We start from the raw sequence: 23,178 nt of genomic DNA, 5'->3' as shown, positions 1-23,178 counted from the left end.
CCTCTGCTCTTTCTTCTTCTTTAAGAGCTTTTTGTAAGTTTTTCTTTTCTTCTAAGTCTAGGAAATCTTTGGCTGGCATAAGTAGGATTTTTCTCAAGTTACTATTTCTATTTTAGGTGGTTTAAGTGCGTTTTAGCTTATTAGTTGCAGGGTTTGTTGTAATTCCTCGCGACTGTGAATTTCCTCCAGACGGTGAACCGGAACACCTCGATCGAAGAGAATTAAAGTAGGCAAACTACGCAGACGAAAACTATTAGCCAATTTAAAATTATCATCGGCATTGACACCGACTAATTGAATCGCATCTTGACAGTCATTTTGCCAAGAAAAGAGGGTGGGTTGGATTAAACGACACAAACCACACCAAGGAGCCCAAAAATACACGAGAACCGGACGAGAAGAATCTAAAACTAGCTTAGGGAAGCTCTTTTCGTTGACAGATAGCATCATGTCTAAACCGATTTTATGAAAACTTAATTTTGATATAGAAACCATCTTACACCAGTCGGGATCAATAAGAAAGGGGTTGGGAGCAAAATCACCAATAAATTTTACTTGTTGCTTGCATTAGCCAAGGATGCCCCCACCAGAGGAGTAGAATAAACCCTGTTACTCCTAGATAGGCAGGACGAAGGAATTCTTGCCACTTTAGGCTTTGCCGACCATCGATAATTGCTAAAAAGGGAACCACCGAGGTGCGTTCTTTGATCTTTAAAAATGCCTCTCCGTAACGGTCTTCTAAGCGGCGATCGCCATGCCAGACGGCAAAAAGATGATGAGCAATTAAACCCAGGGAAGTTAATAGGGTAAAGCTTGTCCCTAACCAGAGGGTGTGAGCAATACACCAGATCACCTGTCCTACCATCTGGGGATGACGGGTAACGCGCAGGATGCCGGTTTCGTAGAGATGAACCTGGGGTTTTTGGATAGCGGCGATCTCCAGCAGGTTAAAGGTGGCAGGATAGAGAAAGAAAAAAGAAATGGCCGAAAGTACCCAAACTAGGGTTTTAACTCCAGTCACTCCCTGTACTTGCCAGAGAAGCAAACCATCATAACGATGATTGAAGAAATAAACTACTAAAATCACCGCTAGAGGGATACTCACAAGGGCAAATAATACCCGATACAGTCGCGCACCGATGATGGCTTCTCCCCGCATTCGTAAACTGGCTAATCCGCTATGGGCAACAGCAAAACCCAGTAATAAACCTAACATGATCCAATGACTAGCGAATGCCACTTTTACCCTCTTGATTGACTAAATTTTTCTCCCAATTCTATTTTAAAGATTGATGGTTAATTTTTAGCCCCCTTTTTTGTGTTGCCAGTATCGGGGATTCGGGGCAAAATAAAACTATGCTTCCCCAAAGCGACTCCCAAGAATATACCCAGGGAACTATCTAATTTTGCAACTTTTTAGGTAATATGTCTTATCCCCAAAAGCGATTTGTGATGGTCTGTCAGCATTCTTCCTGTTTGGTGCAGGGTGCGTCCGAGCTTCTTTTAGCATGGCAAACGGCAACTCTCCCAGAAGATGTCATCGTTATGACCAGTGGTTGTCAAGGACAGTGTAGCACTAGCCCCACGGTGAGGATTATTCCCGAGGAAACTTGGTACTGTCGTGTTAAACCAGAGGATGTCAATCAGATTGTCGAAGAACATTTAAAAAACGGTCAACCGGTTGAGCGTTTACTCCATCCAAGCATTCACGCTCAATGGCAGTAAACTTGATCGTCAATTTTTAAGTGATGCTTCACAATAGTCTTTTTGCTCGTAGGTTAACCGCTTTGAGTGCCTGTGATTTCAGCTTAGTCTATATAAGACTTCGAGATAGCGGGTGCTAGATGGTGATTTTGTCCTTGCGTTTCCCAAAGATGGGCGTACTATGAAAGTAGGGGAAAAAAAGATAATTTTAGCGATCGATTAACAATGACTAGGGATCTCTGTAGGATTTTATTGATAGAGGATGAGCCGACAACTGTTAAATTAATCCAGAGATTGCTGTTAAAGGCCCCCCAATGTTCCTTGGCCGGGGGGTTGACTTTTACCCTCACCCAAGCTCACGATCTAGAGGAAACTGCCGAAAAACTGGCAGGGGAGAAATTTGATATCATCCTCTTAAGCTTGGAAATCTCTGTCCCCCCCGGCTTAAATATTCTAGTCAAAACCAGAGAATTAGCCTCTGATATACCGATAGTGGTTCAAACTACTAGCAATGATGAGAAATTAGTCGTTAAAGCCTTTCAAATGGGTGCTGACGGTTATATTCAGTTAAATAATATCGATAGTAGTCTTTTAGTCTATCAAATTCGTGTGGCGATCGAGCGTCAGCAATATATCCTCAATCTTAAACATCAACAACAGGAAGATGAATTTCGCGAACTGGAACAGTTAATCAAGGGAGGACAAACTAGCATCACGGCGAAAATGTTCGGTTCTGAGGCAATCAGGCAGAGCATCCCCGATATTTTTCAAGAATTAGTCCAAAATTACGGAGAGTTATTAGATTTAGCTTTAGAAGAACAAGCATACAAAGTCGAACATAATCTATCGGAACGACTGCGAAGCTTGGCCGATAAGTTAGGATTCTTAAAAGCTAGTCCTCGCGATGTGGTGGATATTCATACCACCACCCTACGCCAAAAAAATCAGGATGTCACCCTGGCCAAAGCGCAGGCCTACGTTAGCGAAGGTCGTCTCATGGTCTTGGAATTGATGGGTTATCTCGTCTCTTTCTATCGTAAATACTATATCGGTCTCAGCAACATTAAACTGTTCAATAACACGCAATCATGAGTCAATATCTTCTCAAACTCTACATTATGGGCGATTCAAGTAAATCCCAGAGGGCGATCGCCAATATTTTTCGTATCTGTCGCGAGGAGTTATCCGATCTTTATACGGTAGAAATAATTGATGTTCTCGAACAGCCGCAATTAGCGGAACAGGATAAAATTCTCGTAACTCCTACTTTAGTCAAACAACTTCCCCCACCCCTACAAAGAATTATCGGCGATATGTCCAATACTCAAAAGGTTCTCCTCGGTTTGGATGTTATTCCCAAAGACTCCCATCTCAATTAGGATTCACCTAAAAATTCTTCTGGTTAGGTTTTTCCTCGCTCCTAAGCTCTAATCTTAATTTTATCTCAAATGTCGGGGTGAAGACCCTCGCTTTTAACGAGATGAAACTCCAACCAATATAAAACAGCGAAGCACGACTTAAATCTTGACAATCTCTGCTGTATAAGTTAGCCTATAAATAGTTGTTTGAGGTCGATAAACAATGATTATCCTAAGTTTCAGAAAAATAATCGTTCAAATGTTTATTATCTCCAATTCTGTCTAAGCGTTGATATTCGGGAATAGGCAAAACCGCTAGAACCGACTAAAAAATGTGTAGGATTGGATGTAGGTTTAAAAGTTTTCTACGCTAATAGTGATTATGTTTAAAAATTGGTCTTTCGACGATTGGATGAATCATATCCTTTTTCTGGCTACAATTATGGCTTTGCTGACGATTTGGCTGGGTAGATAAATAAAAACATTTTTCTTTCCTCGCTTTACCGAAAATTTGGGTTTAAGGTTCCCCGTCCATTTTATGGCAGGGAGTGTCAAAATAAGAAACAAAACCCTCAGCGATCGATATGACTGACTCAATCCCAAAAATTTGTATTCTCGGTGGTGGTTTTGGTGGACTCTATACTGCTCTACGTTTGAGTCAATTGCCTTGGACCGATCAACACCCCCCCCAAATTACCTTAATTGATAAAAGCGATCGCTTTTTATTTTCTCCCCTTCTCTACGAATTAGTCACCTCAGAACTACAATCCTGGGAAATTGCTCCCCCTTTCAGCGAATTGCTCGCCAATACCCCCGTTAACTTCCAACAGGGAACCGTCACGGCGATCAATATTAATAATCATAAAATAACCCTTGACAATCAAAACGATATATGCTACGACCGCCTCGTGATCGCCCTCGGTGGTCAATCTTCCCTTGAATTCCTACCCGGGGCCAAAACCCACGCTATCCCCTTTCGTAGTCTAGAGGATGCCTATCGTCTTCAGGATCGACTCAAAACCCTAGAAAAATCCGATCGCGATAAAATTCGGGTCGCCATTATCGGGGGCGGTTATAGCGGCGTAGAATTAGCCTGTAAGCTGGCCGATCGCCTCGGAGAAAGGGGAAGAATTCGTCTGATCGAAAGAAACCCCGATATACTTGGCCCTTCAACCCAATTTAACCGCGACACCGCCAAAAAAGCCCTAGAAAAACGTCTAGTTTGGTTAGATCTAGAAACCACCGTCGCCGATATCCAAGCTGATCGCCTCTCCCTTGACTACAAAGGACAGATCGACAATATCCCCGTTGATCTAATTCTCTGGACCGTTAGTCCGATCGCCTCTCCACTACTCGCTAATTTGCCCATAGCACATAATGAGCGCAAATTACTAAAAGTTAATCAATATTTACAAACTGTCGAAAACCCCAGCATCTACGCGATCGGCGATGCGGCCGATAGTCGCGATCAAGAGGATAAACCATACGCTGCCACGGCCCAAGTGGCCCTTCAACAGTCCGACTACTGCGCTTGGAATATTTGGGCGAGTTTCCACGATAAACCAGCTTTACCCTTCCGTTATCAACCTTTAGGCGAAATGTTGACCCTCGGAGTCGATGAAGCTACCATTAGCGGTTTAGGACTAGAATTAGCCGGTCCCCTTGCCCATCTTACCCGTCGCTTAGTCTATCTCTACCGACTGCCCACCCTTAACCATCAAATCGCCGTAGCATTCAACTGGATTACCCAACCGCTTCTATCCCTCATCTCTGAGTAGCAGCTGCAGGGATGGGGGAGAATTAAAGTGGCTTTTTTTAATCTAGTTACTTGTCACTTAGATTGCTATATTGACTGTATCAATTACCCTCCTAATTTACAAAATAATTATGAGCATTAAAAGCCGGCTGAAAAATTTGATTCATGAATTGAGTCTTCAGACTTACAAGAAAGTTTCCCCCGATTCCTTCCCTGCTGGTTGGGATGTAGCCTCAGATATAGAAAGAATTTGTCATCACCAGCAACCAAGGATTATTTTTGATGTCGGGGCCAATATTGGACAAACAGGTAGTTACTTTCATCAAAAATTTCCTCAAGCTGATATTCTTTGTTTCGAGCCAATCAAGGAAACTTTTGCCCAATTATCTCAAAAATTTGCTGATAATAAGCGAATTCGCTGTTTTCCGATCGCTTTAGGCGAGCAACCTTCAGAAAAAACAATTATCTTAAACTCTAATTCTCAACAAAACTCCCTCACCGAGGCCTTAAATCGGCCCATAGACGAGAATCAAGGCCAATCCACCGACAAAACAGAAGCAATTACAATTGATAGCTTAGATAATTTTTGTCAAGCTCAGGGGATAGATAGGATAGACCTGCTTAAAATGGACACAGAGGGTTATGAGCTACAGGTTTTAGCTGGAGCAACCAACTTTCTAGAAGGGAGAAAAATTGCCATGATTCTTTCAGAAGTTGGGTTTCGTCCCTCCGATTTTCGCCATACATTTTTTACAAAAATTTACGACCAATTGTATCAAAAAGGCTTTCGTTTTAATGGTCTATACAATTTATCCTATTGGTCTCCCTATCCCTATGAAGGACTAATTTACTGTAACGCTTTATTCGTGAATGCCAATCTGATCAAAAATCGCTTTTACTAAGAATCTGGCCAAGAACAAAGATATTCCTCCACTAACAAACTATCTCGATCGGTCAATTCCTGACCATCGAGACGGTTTAACAGCATTACTGCACCAAATAACCGATTATTAACCCTAATTGGCACAGCTAAAGCCGTTTTTATCCCCAAAGCCACCGCTATATCCTGACGAATGCGATTATCTCCTAGGGTTTGTCCTACCACCACCGGACAACTCCCCTGGTAAACCACCGTACACAATCCCGACGTGGCAATATCACCCCTTTTGCCCACAATTGCCTGGCTGTTTTTACCCGCACCCGCACGATAATAAATACTATCACCGTCAAATTCGGCAATGATAACCGTTTCTGTTGGAATTAAACCTAAAATTTCTTCAGCAATGCGATCGAGATTAGTTAATTTTTCCATAATGGTTTAGGGGTTGAGGAAATGGGGTGTTATACTAAATCCGTTGAGTAACCCACAGAAAACGGGTTTCTCGGAGAAACCCGTTTTCTACTCATGCAAAAGGCAAGACGGGGAATAAATAATCAGTTTTTAATAACTGGATTTAGTATTATAATCAAAAAAACAGTAATTCATCAACTTTAGTCTATAGTTTGTGAACTCAAATGAAAGATAACACCCCCAAAGTAAAAAGTCTCAAACCTTATCTTCAGGATTTGCCTCAAGATGCGTCTCATGCGATCGTTAGCACCAACTTTGCACCTTACCTGATATCATATTTAGGATTTTCAACCACGGAGATAATCCCACAGTACGACACGGGAGGCGGTGGGATTACCGACTTTGCCACTCGGAGAAACCTAGCAAACGATATTTTTTTGCAGACAAAGAGTAATCCTTTTCTGCTAATAGAGTTAAAAGATAGATATACTAACTTAACTGAAAATAGTCCAGGTTATAAGGCAACTGTCAATCAGTTAAAGCGTCAGTTATTAGGGACTAAGTGTCAAGCAGCCCAATGGGGAATTATCACTAACGGTTCACACATCCAGTTATTTAGAAAACATGGTAAAATCATTTTTCCTGCCACTACTTGCATAGAGCTAACCCCTGATAACATTGATGATACTATAGCTCTGATCAAGACAAAAATTGACAACACTCCCAAAGCATTAACGGTTACTGTTTACAATAATAAAGGCGGTGTAGGCAAAACCACCACAACCATAAATCTTGCGGCTATTCTTGCTTTTTTAGGTAAAAAAGTTCTAGTTTTAGACTTTGATTTTAATCAACGAGATTTAACTAAATCTATCCTAAATATGGAACCAGAAGATGGACTACTAGAAAAGGCTTTAACTGACCGTAATATTGATATAAAATCAGTGATTCGTCCCTATATCTACATTTTTCAGACTAAAAAATTAAAAATTACTTTCGATGTTGTTCCTGCTGATAATAAAATAGCAGAGCTTACGGAGTCTGACTATCATCCTCACATGAAAATATCCACTCTCCATAGAAAATTAGACTTAGCTAGATATGAATATGATTACATCTTTATAGATGCAGCTCCCAATTGGCGATTTACTAGCCAGCTGGCTGTTTATGCTGCTGATGTTGTCCTCTTACCCACAAAACATAACAATTCATTCTCCCTTAATAATGCAGCTATTGCCATCAAGGAGTTTCTGCCGCCAATGCAAAAATTAAAAAAAGATGGGACTCCCATAGCCTTACCAATTTTTTTCAACGGTGAGAAGATTACTCAACCACAGTTAGAGATTGCCCAAAAAGAAATTGATCAAATACTAGAAAATGACAAAAACCTTGTACCCTATTTTTATCCCAGATACACTAATGCCAAAAAAGATTTACATATTCACCACCTGCCAGAATACGCTATTATAGCCAGTGCTGCTTTCGCTCGCGTGCCAGCCGTTTATAAAAATCGTTCAGTTTATGACTACTACAAAGACTTAGCAAAGGAGTATTTTTTACAATGATGGAATATACCGATATTGGTACTTTAAAGTACCTATACTTAGATGAAATAGAAATTACCAATGGAACCGATGCTGATAGTTTTTTAATTGAAGTTACCGCTAAACTATTACAGCAGACAGGTGGACGCAATTGGCTGCCTGTAATCGTCAAAGAACTATCAGAGGATCGCTATGAAGTTATCGGCAACTCATTTGTTTATGCTGTGGCTGAAAGGGCTGGACTAGAAAGAATTTGGTGTATTATTGCCGATGGAACAGAAGATGCTAGGAATATATCCAGAGCTTTGGCAAGAGAAGAAACCCCAAAAATAAATCTGTCAACAGCTTCAAGAGAAGAAATTAAATCTGCTTTACAGTTCTTGATTGAACAACCGAATAGCCCAATAAAAACAGTTAAATTAGCTACTGCTACTGCTAGGATTGATGAGGCTCCCCGTCAATTCTGGAAGAGTTTAGACTCAATTGTTGCCCTCAAGTGTGGAATTACAAAAGGGAAGGGATTAGATTTACTCAAAACCGTCTTTTATCTCACTCCTCAATCTCAACAAGATGCAGTGATTGAGGAATTTTCAGAAGAAACTCTCAAACTCAAGACTGTTTCTGAATTAAAGACTCTAGCCAAAGAAAAAGGAATCGTTGGTTTAAGCAAGATGAAGAAAGCAGAGCTAGTCAGAATATTAGCGCAATAGAAAAAGGAGTATCAATTATGAGTTAGGAAGTGGGGAAGTGGGGAAGTGGGGAAGTGGGGAAGTGGGTATTTAGCTGAAATTTCCCTAAAACCCTAAAACCCTAAAACCCCAACACCCCCCGCAACGCGCACGCAGTGATCACCCTATCTCCTGTCTGCTGACTTAGCCTTTCAGCAATAAATCGCTAATTTCCGACTGACAATGACCAATTAAACGGTTAAGGGCTTTTTTTCCTTGTTTACCTTGATAATCTGAGCGATCGCTCTCAGTAATTCCGTAGGGACGACCGATCGCCACCTTGACACGATGATAAAATACAACGGGATGCCAACCATCTTGATCGAATAAAGGTTCTGTGGTATCTAATAAGCGCAGCAAACGCACGGGAAAAGGACTAATAGCAGTTTCCGACTCGGAGAGAATAGCCACAGGTAAGACCGATAGATTCTCCACGGGACAACCCAGGGCTAAATGGGCAAATCCGCTTTGAAAACGGCTAATTTGACGAGGATAAGTCAAATTTAACATCGGCGATCCACCTTCCGGAAATAAACCGATCCATCGTCCAGACTGTAAAAAATCCGTTGCTTGCCGAAAAAAAGTCCGGTGGCGTTTTTCAGGGGTATCAAAGGGAAAACAGCCCAATTCTCCGATTAATTCCCGCAAAAGCGGCGTTTTTCCCATGTAGTGATGACAGGCGATCGGGAGAGTTTTGCCCAAAGCTTGAATTAAAATCGGCGCGTCCAAAAAGCTGCGATGGTTACTTACCACGATCGCCACTCCTTGACTGGGTAGATTTTCTTGACCGACGGTAAACAGACTCGTGCGCGTGGTATCAAGAATTAAACGAGAGGTGGATAGGGGGGTAAGCAGCTTCATGGAAAAAAAAAATCGGCCTTAAGATTGTTTTTATTGACTTAGATCACAACTAAAGGATAAAACAGAATTAGAGGATCATAAAATATCGGGATTATCTCCCAATCATCTACGGATCAGCCTTACGGCGGCCTCGTCTATTTAAAAAAATAAATTTCATGAATGATTTGAATGAGCGAAAAACATTTGCTTTAACAACACCCCTTTATTATGTCAACGACATCCCTCACATCGGTAGTGCTTACACGACGATCGTAGCGGATGTTATGGCACGATGGAAGCGGTTACAGGGCAATTCTGTTCTCCTAATCACAGGAACCGACGAACACGGACAGAAAATCGAACGGACTGCGGCAGCCAAAGGACTCGATCCCCAGGCACACTGCGATCGCATTGTCACCAGTTTTGCCAATCTCTGGGCAAAGCTACAGATCCAGTATGATCGCTTTAGTCGTACCACTGCCCCCCGTCATCAGGCAATTGTTAACGAATTTTTTGAAAGAGTCTGGGAAAAGGGCGATATCTATCTCGATCGCCAACAGGGTTGGTATTGCGTCGCCTGTGAAGAATTTAAGGAAAAAAGAGAACTGTTAGATAATGGCTGTTGTCCCATTCATACTAACCTGGCCGCCGAATGGCGCGACGAGGAAAACTATTTTTTCCGTCTCTCTAAGTATCAGGCACAACTAGAACAACTTTACCGAGAACAACCCGATTTTATTCAACCGGAAAGCCGACGTAATGAGGTTCTCAACTTTGTCAACCAAGGCCTACAGGACTTCTCCATCTCTAGGGTTAATGTCGCTTGGGGGTTTCCCATTCCCCACGATGGTCAGCATACCATCTACGTTTGGTTTGATGCCCTTCTTGGCTATGTTACCGCCCTTCTCGACCCCGAAGACCAACCCACCCTAGAAAATGCCTTGGCCAAATGGTGGCCGATCGATCTGCATCTGATCGGTAAAGATATATTAAGATTCCATGCCATTTATTGGCCGGCTATGCTAATGTCGGCGGGTTTACCCTTGCCTAAAAGAGTATTCGGCCACGGCTTTTTGACCAAAGATGGGCGTAAAATGGGCAAAAGTCTCGGTAATACCCTCGATCCCTTCGATTTGGTTGATCGCTATGGGGCCGATGCCGTCCGTTACTATTTCGTTAAAGAGATTGAATTAGGACAGGATGGCGATTTTCAGGAAACCAGATTTGTTAATATTCTTAACGCGGATTTAGCCAACGATTTAGGCAACCTCCTCAATCGCACCCTAGGCATGGTCAAAAAATACTGCCAAAATATCCCCCCCCAGTTGACTGGCGTAGATATCCCCAACGACAATCGTCTTAAGAATATGGGGATCAATCTAGGGGTTATTGTTGAACAGAAGTATGATGCGCTACAATTTAATCAAGCCTGTGAGGAAATATTGGCGTTGATTCGCGCTAGTAACAAGTTTATCGATGAGAGTGCGCCCTGGAGTTTATTTAAACAGAAACAACAAGCAGCGGTAGAACAAGTCCTCTACGCAGTTTTGGAATCCGTAAGACTCTCTGCCTACCTACTCTCACCGATAATACCGACCTTGAGCAGTAAAATTTATCAACAACTAGGTTTTGTTATTGATTTTAATACTTTCAGGTCGGAGGATGGGGAAAACTTCCCTGATGGTGTCTCTTTTTCCCAACACTGTCAATGGGGATTACCCACAAATCCACAACTAGGAACACCTGAACCGATCTTTTCTAAACTAGAACTGCCGTTAAACGATTCCTAAAGGAATTTTTTGATAACTCTATTTTTTAAGGTCTGTTGTCCTTTGGGATACAACTGGCAAACACCCAACACTAAACTTTTAACAAACGAGGAAAAATAAAATGTTTGATGATTATGACACGGCCCCAGTCTTCACCCCCGAACAAGTGCTAGAAAATCGCGGTCGTGTGGCGATTTTCATCGATGGTTCTAATTTATTTTATGCGGCTCTGCAATTAGGTATCGAAATTGACTACACCAAATTACTTTGTCGTTTAACTGCTGGTTCTCGTCTCTTGCGCGCCTTCTTTTATACTGGAGTTGATCGCACTAACGAAAAACAGCAGGGATTTCTCCTCTGGATGCGTCGCAACGGTTATCGAGTCATCGCTAAAGATCTAGTACAATTACCCGATGGTTCCAAAAAAGCCAATCTCGACGTGGAAATCGCCGTGGATTTAATGGCGCTAGTCGGTTCCTATGATACCGCAGTCATTGTCAGTGGTGATGGGGATTTGGCCTATGCTGCCGATTCCGTCAGTTACCGCGGTGCGCGAGTGGAAGTGGTTAGTTTGCGATCGATGACCAGTGATAGTTTAATTAATGTAGCCGATCGCTATGTTGATCTAGATCAAATCAAAGAAGAAATTCAAAAAACCAGCAAACATCACGTTGGTTATAATAATTTCCCCGTCAGCGTCTTAGACCAAGATCGTAGCAGTCGCTAGACAAATTCGGCAAAAATCAAGTTTAAGGTGGGTAATTCCCACCTTTTTCAGTTATCAGTGACCAGTTATCAGTTATCAGTTATCAGTTATCAGTTATCAGTTATCAGTGACCACTCCCCATCTCCCATCTCCCCCGCAACGCGCACGAAGTGGTCTCCCATCTCCCTGCTCCCAGTCTCCTGACTTGAAAATAGAAGCTGAAATAACGCAAAGAGGCACTCCTGCAAGTGGAGTGACTCTTAAATTATTACAGATGTATCAGCAGCTGCGTGTAAGCATCCCACCGAAAAACTAATGCGCGGGGGGTTTGGGGGCGGCGCCACGCCCCCAACGGGGGGGTTGGGGGGTAGAACCCCCCAAAGACTTGGATTGAGTGATAAAATCGGAAGTAATACGGCCATCCCTTGAGTATGGGCTACATATCAAGAGAGGCACTCACGCAATAACTGGATTTAGCATAACCACTCCCCATCTGCTGCCTCCTCAATTAAGCGATACTACTGCGTTTTCTAGCTTCCTTATAAGATGTTCCCACATCCTGTAAACCGACTTTAATCATTTGTTGTTCCAAAAGGGCAAAAAAACGCAAGCGATCGCCACCTTTAATCACTGCTAAATTGTGCGCTTCCGCTAAGGCGATCGGATAACCATAACCTTTTAACACCTGGGCCAGTAAAATACTCAAAGAGCGATCGAGTAATTCTCCCTCCTCCACCACCCAAGCAGGAACCTCTACCCTAGCGATTTCCGTCCCCACATGGAGATAACAGAAGTAAATGCGATGCTCATCCCCATAAAGATCGAGTATCTTCAAAGAACTGCGCCAAAAAGGACTTCTTTGCCCTGGTTCCAATAAATAACCCCAGAGAGAAGCATCCCGGAGAGGATCGACAACGCGACAAGGAGTTTTTTCTGGGTCTAAATCACCGCAATTGATCAGGCAATTGGGAGTATCATGGGGACAAGATTGTAAACGCAGGAAATTTAAGCTTTCCGTGCTACGAGAAGCACTAATATAACCCATAAGCGGGATTTTAGCCGAGCGCAAATCGTCCCAAGACTGAAAAATCGGTGGCAAAATTAAATCTTTTGCTTCCGGGGGGAGACTATCGATAAACCAATAGATCAAAGAACCATCCACGAGGGCTAAATTTGGTTCATAATGGGCGCCGGGGGGTTTTACCCAACGAGTAGCCATTTCCGCTAACATTTGGCTTTCTAATACCGTCCGACGATAACTCATCCACTCATCCACGCGAATACCCCACTGTTTAGAAATGTAGAGGTCTTCCGATTTGTAATAGACTTCGGGAATGCTATCGAGGAGCGGGTGTAAATTTTGGCCATAGTGCAACATGATCCTACCGATATTAATTAGATAACAGTAGGCGATTTCGTGGTGAGAAGGGGCAATTTGAGAACCATCCGTGGCAAAAACGCTATGACTTTCGGGAGCGGGAAGGATAGTAACGCGGGTGTCGAGAGGTTCGATCGGTAGCGCGACGGAGAAAATTAGGCGATCGTGCCAGTTATGATAGAGTTCTAGCAGTTTTTCCTGTTGCTGTTGAGCCTGTTCTAAAAGAATTTTAGCCCGTTGCACTCGCTCACGACTAGCTGCCACTTCCTGTTGAAAATGTTGACTAATCCCAGGCATTTTTGCCGCTAATTTCGCAAGATCGAGCATAACTATCCTCTCCCTGACTTTTTTTGATTTTATCGCAATTTTGTTAGTTATTGTCAAATTTATCCATAGTAATCTCCGCTTACAGCATTTATCTCAAGGGTGAGATAGGAAGTTTTCCTTTTGGGGAGTCGCTCGTCAATACCAAAAAGGAATCCTGCGTATTTAGACAATATTTGTCCTTGAGATCATTACAGTTTTGATAAGAAATAATTTGCTCATGTTGCAGTCTACCCACAATAATACCAGGGTGTATTCCTAGTTGTTCGGCAAATTGATTAATAGCTTTTTTACTGAGAGAATTATTGGCGATAAATCTCTGCCAATCTCTGGAATCAATTAAGAAATTAGCCGCAAAAATATCCGCCTCTTTTTCTTTAATTGTATCTTGAATATCTTGCCCCTCTAAAAATAAAATTCGTTTCCCATGTAATAAAATATGACCAGCTTCATGAAAAAAAGAAAACCAAAAATGATCATTGGTTTTGTATCGATCGCTCAATTGAATTAAAGCTTTCTGAGAACCTAACCAACGGGTAGCACCGCATACCCTTGTTTTCGGAAGTTCAGAAACAAAAACCAAGGCAACTCCCGCTGCCGCACAAAGCTCGCTCATTTGCGGTTGAAATACTTCGATCGACTTAACAGTTAACGAACGAATTTGCTGCAAGGCATCTCTGAATTTCAACTCGTTGTAATCAGCACAATTAATTTTCGATGCCTCTATTTCTCCTTGACGTAACCATGCTGTTATTGCCACTTGATCGCTCTCAAACCCCTGAGAATTTCTAAAATCAATCGATAAATTTTTTTCCCAAATCTCCTCCCATTGCTCAGGGGAAACAACGGCAAAAAAATTCAAGCTCTCCCGTAATTGCTCTATTTTATCCTCATAAAACTTGAGCCAGCCTAGTTTAGTCATCTGCCGATAAGGAATTTGTTTTAACCAGCCTAAATAACCTTTTAATCTTTGATTCTCATTTTTTCTCGCTAAATATTCCCGATAAAGTCTTTCGCGCTCTATCCAGAAACTGGCGGTAGTTCCTAACACTAACTCTATCTGTAAAGCGGTATCGATAGTAATCTCCGCTTTACCTTTTATGATCTCATTGATAGTCTTTTTCGGTCTGCCCATGCGTTGGGCAAGTTCCGATTGAGACATATTTCTTTCTTCTAGGATTTCGGCAAGGGTTTCTCCCGGTGGAGAAATAAAATCCGGTGCATATCTGTTCTCAATAGTATTAGTCATGGGTGTCATCTATGCCAATAATTACGACTGCGGTTACTTTCTTCCAATCAATTCCCCCGTCTGCTTTTTGAGGAATCGGTATATTAGCCGGCTCAAAAATTAGTCTGAAGGGATGAACTAAATCTAGGGATAGTTGTCCAGCCCGGTTATATAATAATTCGTGGCAACGTCCCGGCAGCGCTCGCATTTCCTCCAGGACCATAACTGCTTTTAAGTCGTCGAGTCTTTGCCTGATTTTCTTAGCCATCTTCTCTCCATACTGTTTTTTCAGTAGTCTTTGGCTATTGCATTCGTTCTCAAATTTTTTTTCCTTAAATACAATATCCATTGTAGATGACCCTTGTAATATTGTTAACCTCAAAGGTTAACAATATTTTATGGCAGCACACCTGTGGTGCATCCAGTACAAAAGCTCTAAATATATCGTTAAGAGCTAATACTCTAGACACCAGTTCTGAAAATGAGGTTAGCTAGAGACAGTTTTTCAGACATTAGCCGATTAATCAGGTGATAATTATCGCTAAAATTGCACCATCAAGCCAAAACAACGAAGCTGTAATTTTATCGCCTAATAACGCCCGAATTGAGTGCCGCCGCCGCCCAAGAAAAAGACAATCTCTAACATCTAAACCGGAGAAAAGCACAATAAGCGACTTGACAACAACAGCGACAATTTGCTATAATGACCTTTTGTCAACGATTTGACCTTCGGTAATAGGAGTTCAGAGTAACCTTAGATACAGCCCTATCATGCCCACCATTCAGCAATTAATACGCGACGAAAGATCCAAAGCGAAAAGAAAAACCAAATCTCCCGCCCTCAAACAATGCCCCCAACGTCGGGGAGTTTGTACAAGAGTATATACCACCACACCGAAAAAACCCAACTCAGCCCTACGGAAAGTGGCTAGGGTACGTTTGACCTCTGGATTTGAGGTGACAGCCTACATCCCGGGCATCGGTCATAACCTGCAAGAACACTCGGTCGTCCTGATTCGGGGCGGTCGGGTCAAAGACCTACCCGGAGTCAGATATCACATCATTCGCGGCACCCTCGATGCCACCGGGGTGAAAAACCGTCAAAAGGCGCGGTCTAAGTACGGAACCAAACGCCCCAAACCCGCCGCTAAATAAACAGGGAATTGATTAACCAAAAAAATACTCCCACCGAGTCGGTCAAAGTTAACCCAAGAGACTTAAGACTCGCAGGAGAGGGTTTGAGATGGGCTGTAATCATCCGACTGTCAAGCAAAAGTTAAAGTTAACCTAGAAAATTCAGGAATATTCCGATGTCTCGCCGTAAAAACGTCAAAAAACGTCCTATTCCCCCCGATCCCGTTTACAATAGCTGTTTAGTCAGCATGACCATCCGCCGGATCATGCGATCGGGCAAAAAATCCCTGGCCGCTAACATCGTTTACGATGCCCTGAAAACCGTCGGCGAACGTACCGGTCAAGAACCCCTAGAAGTATTTGAAAAAGCCGTTAAAAACGCCACCCCCCTAGTGGAAGTGAAAGCCCGCCGGGTCGGTGGAGCCACCTATCAAGTGCCGATGGAAGTACGCAGCAATCGTGGTAGTACATTGGCACTGCGTTGGTTAGTCCACTATGCCAGAACCAGAGGCGGCAAAACCATGGCAGGTAAACTAGCTAACGAGATCATGGATGCGGCCAATGAAACCGGCGGCACGATCAAAAAACGGGAAGAAACCCACCGGATGGCAGAGGCAAACAAAGCCTTTGCCCACTATCGTTACTAAAAAGATACTTTAAAGATACTTTAAGGGCGGTGGACCACACTGCTGCCGCCAAAAAACTGTCAAGAAAAGTATAGAATTGTAAATAGTGTAAAAAATCCTAGAACAAAACCCCATCACTGGCAAGCAAAGCAAGGAGGTTGCTGTGGCACGGACTATCCCGCTAGAGAGAGTGCGAAACATCGGAATCGCGGCTCACATAGACGCGGGCAAAACAACGACAACAGAAAGAATCCTGTTCTACACGGGAGTCGCCCATAAACTGGGTGAAGTCCACGACGGAACGGCAATTACCGACTGGATGGAACAGGAACGGGAGCGGGGAATCACCATCACCGCCGCCGCCATCAGTACCAGTTGGCAAGATCATCGCATCAACATCATCGATACCCCTGGCCACGTCGATTTCACCATTGAAGTGGAACGTTCCATGCGGGTACTCGATGGAGTAGTAGCGGTTTTCTGCTCTGTTGGTGGTGTACAACCCCAATCGGAAACCGTCTGGAGACAAGCCGATCGGTACAAAGTACCCCGGATTGCCTTTATCAACAAAATGGACAGAACGGGAGCGAACTTCTTCAAAGTTTACGAACAATTAAGAGATCGCCTCAGAGCTAACGCCGTTCCCATCCAAATGCCGATCGGCGCAGAAAGCGAACTGAGCGGGATCGTTGATCTCGTCAAGATGCGCGCCTATATATATAAGGACGATCTAGGGAAAGACATAGAAGAAACCGACATTCCCGAAGACTTATTGAAAAAGGCCGAAGAATTCCGTCTGCAGCTAGTGGAAGCTGTAGCGGAAGCGGATGAAGAACTCCTAGAAAAATATCTAGAAGGTGAAGAACTCACCGAAGCCGAAATCAAACGCGGTCTCAGAGAAGGGACGATTGCCGGTACAATTGTTCCCGTACTCTGCGGTTCGGCTTTCAAAAACAAAGGGGTACAACTGCTCCTCGATGCCGTTGTCGATTACCTACCCTCACCCTCGGAAGTAGCCGCCGTTAAAGGGATTCTTCCCGATGGCAGCGAGGCAATCCGGGAAGCCAAGGACGATGCGCCCTTCTCCGCTCTCGCCTTCAAAATCATGGCCGATCCCTTCGGTCGTTTAACCTTCCTACGGGTCTATTCCGGTGTACTAGCTAAAGGCAGCTACGCCTACAACTCCACCAAAGGAACCAAAGAACGGATCGCTCGCCTGATCGTCCTCAAATCCAACGAACGGATCGAAGTGGATGAACTGCGCGCCGGTGATCTGGGAGCGGCGATCGGACTGAAAAACACCATTACTGGGGATACCCTCTGTGATGAGAAAAGCCCGATTATCCTAGAATCCCTCTTTATCCCCGAACCGGTTATCTCCGTGGCGGTGGAACCGAAAACCAAACAGGACATCGAGAAACTCAGCAAAGCTCTGCAAGCTCTCTCCGATGAGGATCCCACCTTCCGGGTCAAAGTTGATCCCGAAACCAATCAAACGGTAATCGCCGGGATGGGAGAACTGCATCTGGAAATCCTGGTCGATCGAATGCTCCGGGAATACAAAGTCGAAGCAACCGTGGGTGCTCCCCAAGTTGCCTATCGGGAAACTGTGCGGAAACCTGTACGGGCCGAGGGTAAATTTATCCGTCAAAGTGGCGGGAAAGGACAGTACGGCCACGTCGTCATCGAACTCGAACCGGGTGAACCGGGATCTGGCTTTGTCTTCGTCTCCAAAATTGTCGGTGGTGCTATCCCCAAAGAATACATCAACCCGTCAGAACAGGGGATGAAAGAAGCTTGCGAATCGGGGATCGTAGCGGGTTATCCTGTCATCGACCTGAAAGCAACCCTGGTAGATGGTTCTTTCCACGATGTGGATTCCTCCGAGATGGCCTTTAAGATTGCCGGTTCCATGGCGATCAAGGAAGCGGTGATGAAAGCTGCCCCCGTTCTCCTAGAACCAATGATGAAAGTCGAAGTGGAAGTACCCGAAGACTTCATCGGTAACGTCATCGGTGATCTTAACTCCCGTCGGGGACAAATCGAAGGTCAAGAAACCGAGACCGGCATCGCCAAAGTCTCCGCTAAAGTTCCCCTAGCGGAAATGTTCGGTTACGCCACTGATATTCGCTCCAAAACCCAAGGACGCGGCATCTTCACCATGGAATTTAGCCATTACGAAGAAGTCCCCCGCAACGTGGCTGAGGCGATTATCACCAAAAGTAAAGGGAACGGCTAATCAGTGACCAGTGAGCAGTGATGACAAACCGATCATTTAAATTCGATCGGTCAACCCGAATAACTGCTAACTTAAAACTGGTCTCTGGTAACTGATTACTGTTCACCCACCTGAAGAAGAAAAAAAACAAAGGAACAGAAAGTAAATGGCACGCGCTAAATTTGAACGGACGAAACCCCACGTTAACATCGGTACGATCGGTCACGTTGACCACGGCAAAACTACCCTCACCGCCGCTATCACTATGACCCTAGCAGCCCTAGGTAATGCCAAAGCTAAAAAATACGATGAAATCGATGCCGCTCCCGAAGAAAAGGCTCGCGGGATCACCATCAACACCGCTCACGTTGAGTACGAAACCGCTGATCGCCACTATGCACACGTGGACTGCCCCGGCCACGCCGACTATGTAAAAAACATGATCACCGGTGCGGCACAGATGGACGGTGGTATTCTCGTGGTCTCGGCTGCTGATGGCCCGATGCCCCAAACCCGGGAACATATCCTGCTGGCTCGTCAGGTGGGTGTACCTAACCTGGTGGTCTTCCTCAACAAAAAAGATATGGTGGATGATGAGGAATTACTGGAACTCGTGGAACTGGAAGTGCGCGAACTTCTCACCAATTACGACTTCCCCGGCGACGATATCCCCATTATTGCCGGTTCGGCGAAAGAAGCCCTCGACTACATGACCAAAAACCCCAAAGCCCAAAAAGGCGAAAACGAGTGGGTAGATGCGATCTATGAATTGATGGACGCGGTGGATAGCTATATCCCCACCCCCGAACGGGCGATAGATAAACCCTTCCTGATGGCGGTAGAAGACGTATTCTCGATTACTGGTCGGGGGACGGTGGCTACCGGTCGGATCGAACGCGGTAAGGTGAAAGTGGGTGATAACGTGGAATTAGTCGGGATCAAAGCAACTCGCCCCACCACCGTCACCGGGATCGAAATGTTCAAGAAAAGTCTGGACGAAGGGATGGCCGGTGACAACGCAGGTATCCTCCTGCGTGGTATCCAAAAAGATGAAATCGAGCGCGGCATGGTGATCGCTAAACCGGGTACAATCAAACCCCACACCCAGTTTGAAGGTGAGGTGTATGTGTTAAGTAAAGAAGAGGGTGGTCGTCACACTCCTTTCTTTAAAAACTATCGTCCTCAGTTTTATGTACGGACAACCGACGTAACTGGCACTATCCAAGACTACACCGCCGATGATGGCAGCAGCGTAGAAATGGTCATGCCGGGAGACCGGATCAAAATGACCGTGGAACTGATCAACCCGATCGCTATTGAACAGGGTATGCGCTTCGCTATTCGCGAAGGTGGTCGCACCATCGGTTCTGGCGTTATCTCCAAAATTATCAAGTAGGCCGATCTACTAATTAACGGGGCAGTTAATGACAAAAAACTGCTCCGTTACTGTCTTTATCTCGTACCTTGACAATTGCAATAGGTGAAATTATGGCTACGTTACAACAACAGAAAATTCGCATTCGTTTGAAAGCTTTTGACCAGCGCTTACTCGATACTTCCTGTGAGAAGATTGTCGATACTGCCAATAGAACTAACGCCACAGCGATCGGACCGATTCCCCTACCGACAAAAAGAAAGATTTATTGTGTCCTGCGTTCCCCTCACGTTGACAAGGACTCCCGTGAACATTTTGAAACCCGCACCCATCGCCGCATTATTGATATTTACCAACCCTCTTCTAAGACAATCGATGCTTTGATGAAATTAGATTTACCCGCAGGGGTTGATATTGAAGTTAAATTGTAAAAAATGCCAAAAAGATGTTATCACTAACATCTTTTTTTCTTCCCCACTCTCCCATAACTTTTAAATAGGATTTTTGATAAAAGGAAGTTATTAAAAGAAGAGCAGTACAATTGGTAGGGGTGCATCTTTGGCGATGCACCAGATCGCTAAACCGTTTGTAGGGGAAAACCTAAAGCTTCTCGTTGCTGTAAATACAATTGAGCAACCTGTCGAGCTAAATTGCGAATTCTGCCGATATAACGGGTTCTTTCAGCTACAGCAATCACACCTCTAGCATCGAGTAAATTAAAAGTATGGGAACATTTGAGAACATAATCTAGACTGGGAATCACCAGAGAGCGATCGATTAATTGTTTAGCTTCCTGTTCATATAAACTGAATAAACTAAACAATAATTCAGGATTAGAAGCCTCAAAATTATAGGTACATTGTTCGATTTCATTTTGCAGAAAAATATCGCCGTAGAGGATATTTTCATTCCATTGAATTTTATTAATTGCCTCTACATCTTGCAGATACATGGCTAATCTTTCTAAACCGTAGGTAATTTCGATCGCCACGGGACGACAATCAATACCCCCACACTGTTGAAAGTAGGTAAACTGGGTGATTTCCATACCATCTAACCACACTTCCCAACCCACCCCCCAAGCGCCGAGGGTGGGAGATTCCCAGTTATCTTCCACGAAGCGAATATCGTGATCTTCTGGGTTAATTCCTAACACCCGCAGGGAGTCTAAATAGATATCCTGAATATTATCGGGAGAGGGTTTAATTAGGACTTGATATTGATAGTAGTGCTGAAAACGATTGGGATTTTCGCCATAACGGCCATCCGTTGGACGACGACAGGGTTCCACATAGGCAACGGCCCAAGGTTCCGGACCAATTGCCCTTAAAAAAGTGTGGGGACTCATGGTTCCCGCACCTTTTTCGGTATCATAGGGTTGAGCAACTAAACAACCACGAGCGGCCCAAAATTCATTTAATTTAGCGATAACAGCTTGGAAAGTTAGAGACATGGGAAAAAGTAAAAAAGCGGGTTAGGGGTTGGGGAAGTGGGGTGTAGGGTGTGGGGTGTAGGGTGTAGGGTGTGGGGTGTGGGGAGATGGGGGGTTGGGGAGAAAAAAGCTGCCGACTGTCTCCTGTCTCCTGTCTCCTGTCTCCTGTCTCCTGTCTCCTGACGGTTAAAGTCATTGACTTACTTTTAACTGCAAGCGAAAGTGAACGGGGGTAGAAGATTGGGGGAGAATAACTAATTCATAAAATCCCTCTTCGGGTAATTGACCGGACCATTGCCGATCGCTAGACTTATCTAAAAGGGTAATATTACCCGTGGGAGAGTAGAAAGATAGTAAAACTTCGCCTTCCGCCTCTAAATTTAAGTCTAACCGATCACTGGAACGCAATTTTATTGCATAGGCTTTTCCTTGCCCCTCGCTGAGAATTGCCTCGATAACTTCCTCTCCCCCCGCGTCTAAACTTTCGATCGCTTGGTAAGATAGGCCAGACTGTAAAGATTGTAACTGATTCCAGGCCAAGCCACTCCACAGTTGACCTAGACCGCTATCAAAATTTGGTCTTTCTGTCAATTCGGGAAATAGCTGAAAAAAGGCGGTATCAGTGAGTAAATTAAGGACTCTACTGCTTAAGCGTAACTGATTCACTTGTTCTCGCCATTTTTCTCGCTGTTGCTCGTCGTAGCTACCTAATGCTTCTCTAGTGCCAGAATCGAGACGTTCTAAGCGATCGAGTATTTCTGCTGCTAGAATGTCTCTTTGTTCCTGTTTCTGTTTTTCCTCTTTGATATCCCCATAGCGGAGGTTAAACAATTCATTGACGAGATTTTTAAAAAACTGACCATCAATTCCCAACTCCAGACGGCGCTTTCTCATCTCGGCTTTCCGTTGCCATGCCCGATCTGTGGCAGAATTAAAGTTATTTTCCTCCGTGGCAAAAACGGGTTTAACGGTTTGGGGTTGATTGCTGTGTTTAACCCACTGTTTCCCGATTAACCAGCCTATTACCGCCGATAATAACATCAAGAGGCAAAAAATAGCGATTCTGCCAGAACAGCCGAGAAAAACGGGCGATTTATTCCGAGAATTAGCGGCCATTGTCTCCTTAGACGATGTGGGGTTTTGATCTGTAAAGATGAGATTAACACATAATAATAGGCTAAGACGCATTTTAACCGCCTATCCTTAGATTAGCTGAATCTTCCCCAATCCCTTTACTGTTGCCCCTTGTCTCATCTCAACAAGCAGTTTAAATACACGGGCAGCTTATTATTCATAGCAGATAACCATGACTACGACTCAACCCCTATCCCCTAGCCAAACCGCCCAAAAAGATGAGATAATCTTCCCCAAGGGCGAATTTTGGAGTGATGAACCGCCATTGGAAAGTAATTTACATCTAACTCAGATTATTTTGTTGATAAAATGCCTAGAATGGTTATGGCAAGATAGAGAAGATTACTTTGCAACCGGGAATTTAACCATCTACTACAGTCCCAATCAGAAAAAATCAGAATACTTTAGAGGACCCGACTTTTTTGTAGTATTGGGAACAACTAGAAACCAAAACCGGAAAAGTTGGGTAGTATGGCAAGAAGAGGGAAAATATGGCTCTTCGGGACTTGGTATGGTTCGATAGGGGAGCATAAATCGACTCAATCCTTATCTGGCAAAAGATTTAATTGATTAGTTCGCTTCAGATCGCAAACAATTGACAAAAATTGCGGCAATGTCTGTCTCTATAAAGGT

General features: G+C 43.9%; 25 protein-coding genes and 1 pseudogene. 16 read left to right on the top strand and 10 right to left on the bottom strand.

All coding sequences use genetic code 11. The features are described from left to right. Positions 1 to 132: 132 nt before the first annotated feature. Positions 133 to 450, bottom strand: coding sequence for a thioredoxin family protein (locus IM515_RS22675; RefSeq protein ID WP_287628373.1), 318 nt, complete (start codon positions 448 to 450; stop codon positions 133 to 135). Between the two features lie 88 nt (positions 451 to 538). Next, on the bottom strand, positions 539 to 1,240 hold the full coding sequence (locus IM515_RS22670; RefSeq protein WP_002786787.1) for an NnrU family protein: 702 nt from the start codon (positions 1,238 to 1,240) through the stop codon (positions 539 to 541). A gap of 185 nt (positions 1,241 to 1,425) precedes the next feature. Between IM515_RS22670 and IM515_RS22665 the strand changes: the two genes are divergently transcribed. From IM515_RS22665 to IM515_RS22640, 5 genes are all read left to right on the top strand, one after another. Then, positions 1,426 to 1,725 carry a (2Fe-2S) ferredoxin domain-containing protein gene (locus IM515_RS22665; protein ID WP_287628371.1) on the top strand — a complete coding sequence of 100 codons (300 nt, stop codon included), beginning with the start codon at positions 1,426 to 1,428 and terminating at the stop codon, positions 1,723 to 1,725. 204 nt (positions 1,726 to 1,929) lie between these two features. Beyond that, positions 1,930 to 2,796 carry a response regulator gene (locus tag IM515_RS22660; RefSeq protein ID WP_287628369.1) on the top strand — a complete coding sequence of 289 codons (867 nt, stop codon included), beginning with the start codon at positions 1,930 to 1,932 and terminating at the stop codon, positions 2,794 to 2,796. Continuing rightward, on the top strand, positions 2,793 to 3,083 hold the full coding sequence (locus IM515_RS22655) for a circadian clock KaiB family protein (RefSeq protein WP_002752661.1): 291 nt from the start codon (positions 2,793 to 2,795) through the stop codon (positions 3,081 to 3,083). The genes IM515_RS22660 and IM515_RS22655 overlap by 4 nt, the downstream gene beginning before the upstream one ends. Positions 3,084 to 3,646: 563 nt before the next feature. Continuing rightward, positions 3,647 to 4,840 (top strand): NAD(P)/FAD-dependent oxidoreductase, encoded by a 1,194-nt coding sequence (locus tag IM515_RS22645; protein ID WP_287628367.1) that lies wholly within the window; start codon positions 3,647 to 3,649, stop codon positions 4,838 to 4,840. 109 nt (positions 4,841 to 4,949) lie between these two features. Next, positions 4,950 to 5,720, top strand: coding sequence for an FkbM family methyltransferase (locus tag IM515_RS22640; protein WP_287628366.1), 771 nt, complete (start codon positions 4,950 to 4,952; stop codon positions 5,718 to 5,720). On the opposite strand, the gene IM515_RS22635 is transcribed toward IM515_RS22640, so the two are convergent. After that, positions 5,717 to 6,130, bottom strand: coding sequence for a GAF domain-containing protein (locus IM515_RS22635; RefSeq protein WP_287628365.1), 414 nt, complete (start codon positions 6,128 to 6,130; stop codon positions 5,717 to 5,719). The genes IM515_RS22640 and IM515_RS22635 overlap by 4 nt on opposite strands. A 203-nt stretch (positions 6,131 to 6,333) precedes the next feature. On the opposite strand from IM515_RS22635, the gene IM515_RS22630 reads away from it, so the two are divergent. Then, positions 6,334 to 7,674, top strand: a complete 1,341-nt coding sequence (locus tag IM515_RS22630; RefSeq protein ID WP_287628364.1) for an AAA family ATPase — start codon at positions 6,334 to 6,336, stop codon at positions 7,672 to 7,674. Further along, on the top strand, positions 7,671 to 8,363 hold the full coding sequence (locus tag IM515_RS22625; RefSeq protein ID WP_287628362.1) for a Rho termination factor N-terminal domain-containing protein: 693 nt from the start codon (positions 7,671 to 7,673) through the stop codon (positions 8,361 to 8,363). The genes IM515_RS22630 and IM515_RS22625 overlap by 4 nt, the downstream gene beginning before the upstream one ends. A gap of 162 nt (positions 8,364 to 8,525) precedes the next feature. Here the strand turns inward: IM515_RS22625 and IM515_RS22620 are convergent, their stop codons facing one another. After that, positions 8,526 to 9,242, bottom strand: coding sequence for a lysophospholipid acyltransferase family protein (locus IM515_RS22620; RefSeq protein WP_287628361.1), 717 nt, complete (start codon positions 9,240 to 9,242; stop codon positions 8,526 to 8,528). A gap of 155 nt (positions 9,243 to 9,397) precedes the next feature. Here IM515_RS22620 and metG point away from each other — a divergent pair, with 155 nt between their 5' ends. The 3 genes from metG to IM515_RS22605 all read left to right on the top strand — a co-directional run bounded on the left by metG (position 9,398) and on the right by IM515_RS22605 (position 11,900). Next, positions 9,398 to 11,011 carry a methionine--tRNA ligase gene (metG, locus tag IM515_RS22615; protein ID WP_287628360.1) on the top strand — a complete coding sequence of 538 codons (1,614 nt, stop codon included), beginning with the start codon at positions 9,398 to 9,400 and terminating at the stop codon, positions 11,009 to 11,011. Between the two features lie 100 nt (positions 11,012 to 11,111). Then, positions 11,112 to 11,717 carry a LabA-like NYN domain-containing protein gene (locus IM515_RS22610; RefSeq protein ID WP_002739868.1) on the top strand — a complete coding sequence of 202 codons (606 nt, stop codon included), beginning with the start codon at positions 11,112 to 11,114 and terminating at the stop codon, positions 11,715 to 11,717. Positions 11,718 to 11,744: 27 nt separating this feature from the next. Then, complete coding sequence (locus IM515_RS22605) at positions 11,745 to 11,900, top strand: hypothetical protein (RefSeq protein ID WP_287698199.1); 156 nt, start codon at positions 11,745 to 11,747, stop codon at positions 11,898 to 11,900. A gap of 304 nt (positions 11,901 to 12,204) precedes the next feature. Here the strand turns inward: IM515_RS22605 and IM515_RS22600 are convergent, their stop codons facing one another. From IM515_RS22600 to IM515_RS22590, 3 genes are all read right to left on the bottom strand, one after another. Next, a complete protein-coding gene (locus tag IM515_RS22600; RefSeq protein ID WP_002772005.1) occupies positions 12,205 to 13,401 on the bottom strand; it encodes a DNA double-strand break repair nuclease NurA in 1,197 nt (398 codons plus the stop codon). An 88-nt stretch (positions 13,402 to 13,489) separates the two neighbouring features. Beyond that, positions 13,490 to 14,647 carry a HigA family addiction module antitoxin gene (locus IM515_RS22595; RefSeq protein WP_193959532.1) on the bottom strand — a complete coding sequence of 386 codons (1,158 nt, stop codon included), beginning with the start codon at positions 14,645 to 14,647 and terminating at the stop codon, positions 13,490 to 13,492. Continuing rightward, positions 14,640 to 14,975: a type II toxin-antitoxin system RelE/ParE family toxin gene (locus tag IM515_RS22590; RefSeq protein WP_193959531.1), complete on the bottom strand. Its 336-nt coding sequence runs from the start codon at positions 14,973 to 14,975 to the stop codon at positions 14,640 to 14,642. The genes IM515_RS22595 and IM515_RS22590 overlap by 8 nt, the downstream gene beginning before the upstream one ends. Before the next feature lie 422 nt (positions 14,976 to 15,397). On the opposite strand from IM515_RS22590, the gene rpsL reads away from it, so the two are divergent. From rpsL to rpsJ, 5 genes are all read left to right on the top strand, one after another. Further along, positions 15,398 to 15,781: a 30S ribosomal protein S12 gene (gene rpsL / locus IM515_RS22585; protein WP_002740176.1), complete on the top strand. Its 384-nt coding sequence runs from the start codon at positions 15,398 to 15,400 to the stop codon at positions 15,779 to 15,781. Positions 15,782 to 15,936: 155 nt separating this feature from the next. Beyond that, a complete protein-coding gene (gene rpsG / locus IM515_RS22580; protein ID WP_002758831.1) occupies positions 15,937 to 16,407 on the top strand; it encodes a 30S ribosomal protein S7 in 471 nt (156 codons plus the stop codon). A 142-nt stretch (positions 16,408 to 16,549) separates the two neighbouring features. Next, positions 16,550 to 18,625, top strand: coding sequence for an elongation factor G (gene fusA, locus IM515_RS22575; RefSeq protein ID WP_193960595.1), 2,076 nt, complete (start codon positions 16,550 to 16,552; stop codon positions 18,623 to 18,625). Positions 18,626 to 18,770: 145 nt separating this feature from the next. Next, positions 18,771 to 20,000 (top strand): elongation factor Tu, encoded by a 1,230-nt coding sequence (tuf, locus tag IM515_RS22570; protein WP_002771996.1) that lies wholly within the window; start codon positions 18,771 to 18,773, stop codon positions 19,998 to 20,000. A 92-nt stretch (positions 20,001 to 20,092) separates the two neighbouring features. Beyond that, a complete protein-coding gene (rpsJ, locus tag IM515_RS22565; protein ID WP_002740287.1) occupies positions 20,093 to 20,410 on the top strand; it encodes a 30S ribosomal protein S10 in 318 nt (105 codons plus the stop codon). A 146-nt stretch (positions 20,411 to 20,556) separates the two neighbouring features. On the opposite strand, the gene glyQ is transcribed toward rpsJ, so the two are convergent. Genes glyQ through IM515_RS22550 form a run of 3 tightly spaced genes read right to left on the bottom strand, consistent with a single transcriptional unit; the run spans position 20,557 to position 22,527 of the window. Continuing rightward, positions 20,557 to 21,432: a glycine--tRNA ligase subunit alpha gene (glyQ, locus tag IM515_RS22560; protein ID WP_287628358.1), complete on the bottom strand. Its 876-nt coding sequence runs from the start codon at positions 21,430 to 21,432 to the stop codon at positions 20,557 to 20,559. Then, complete coding sequence (locus tag IM515_RS22555) at positions 21,401 to 21,607, bottom strand: hypothetical protein (protein WP_287628357.1); 207 nt, start codon at positions 21,605 to 21,607, stop codon at positions 21,401 to 21,403. The genes glyQ and IM515_RS22555 overlap by 32 nt, the downstream gene beginning before the upstream one ends. Further along, on the bottom strand, positions 21,604 to 22,527 hold the full coding sequence (locus IM515_RS22550) for a serine/threonine protein kinase (protein ID WP_287628372.1): 924 nt from the start codon (positions 22,525 to 22,527) through the stop codon (positions 21,604 to 21,606). Before IM515_RS22550 ends, IM515_RS22555 begins: the two co-directional genes overlap by 4 nt. Positions 22,528 to 22,717: 190 nt before the next feature. On the opposite strand from IM515_RS22550, the pseudogene IM515_RS22545 reads away from it, so the two are divergent. Then, positions 22,718 to 23,038 (top strand): annotated as a pseudogene (locus tag IM515_RS22545) (PDDEXK family nuclease); the annotation flags it as partial. Between the last annotated feature and the right edge of the window lie 140 nt (positions 23,039 to 23,178).

This window comes from Microcystis sp. M44BS1 (genome assembly GCF_020244875.1).
Taxonomy (GTDB): domain Bacteria; phylum Cyanobacteriota; class Cyanobacteriia; order Cyanobacteriales; family Microcystaceae; genus Microcystis; species Microcystis panniformis.
Note: the sequence above shows the minus strand (reverse complement) of the source record. Positions and strands in the feature narration are given on the sequence as shown.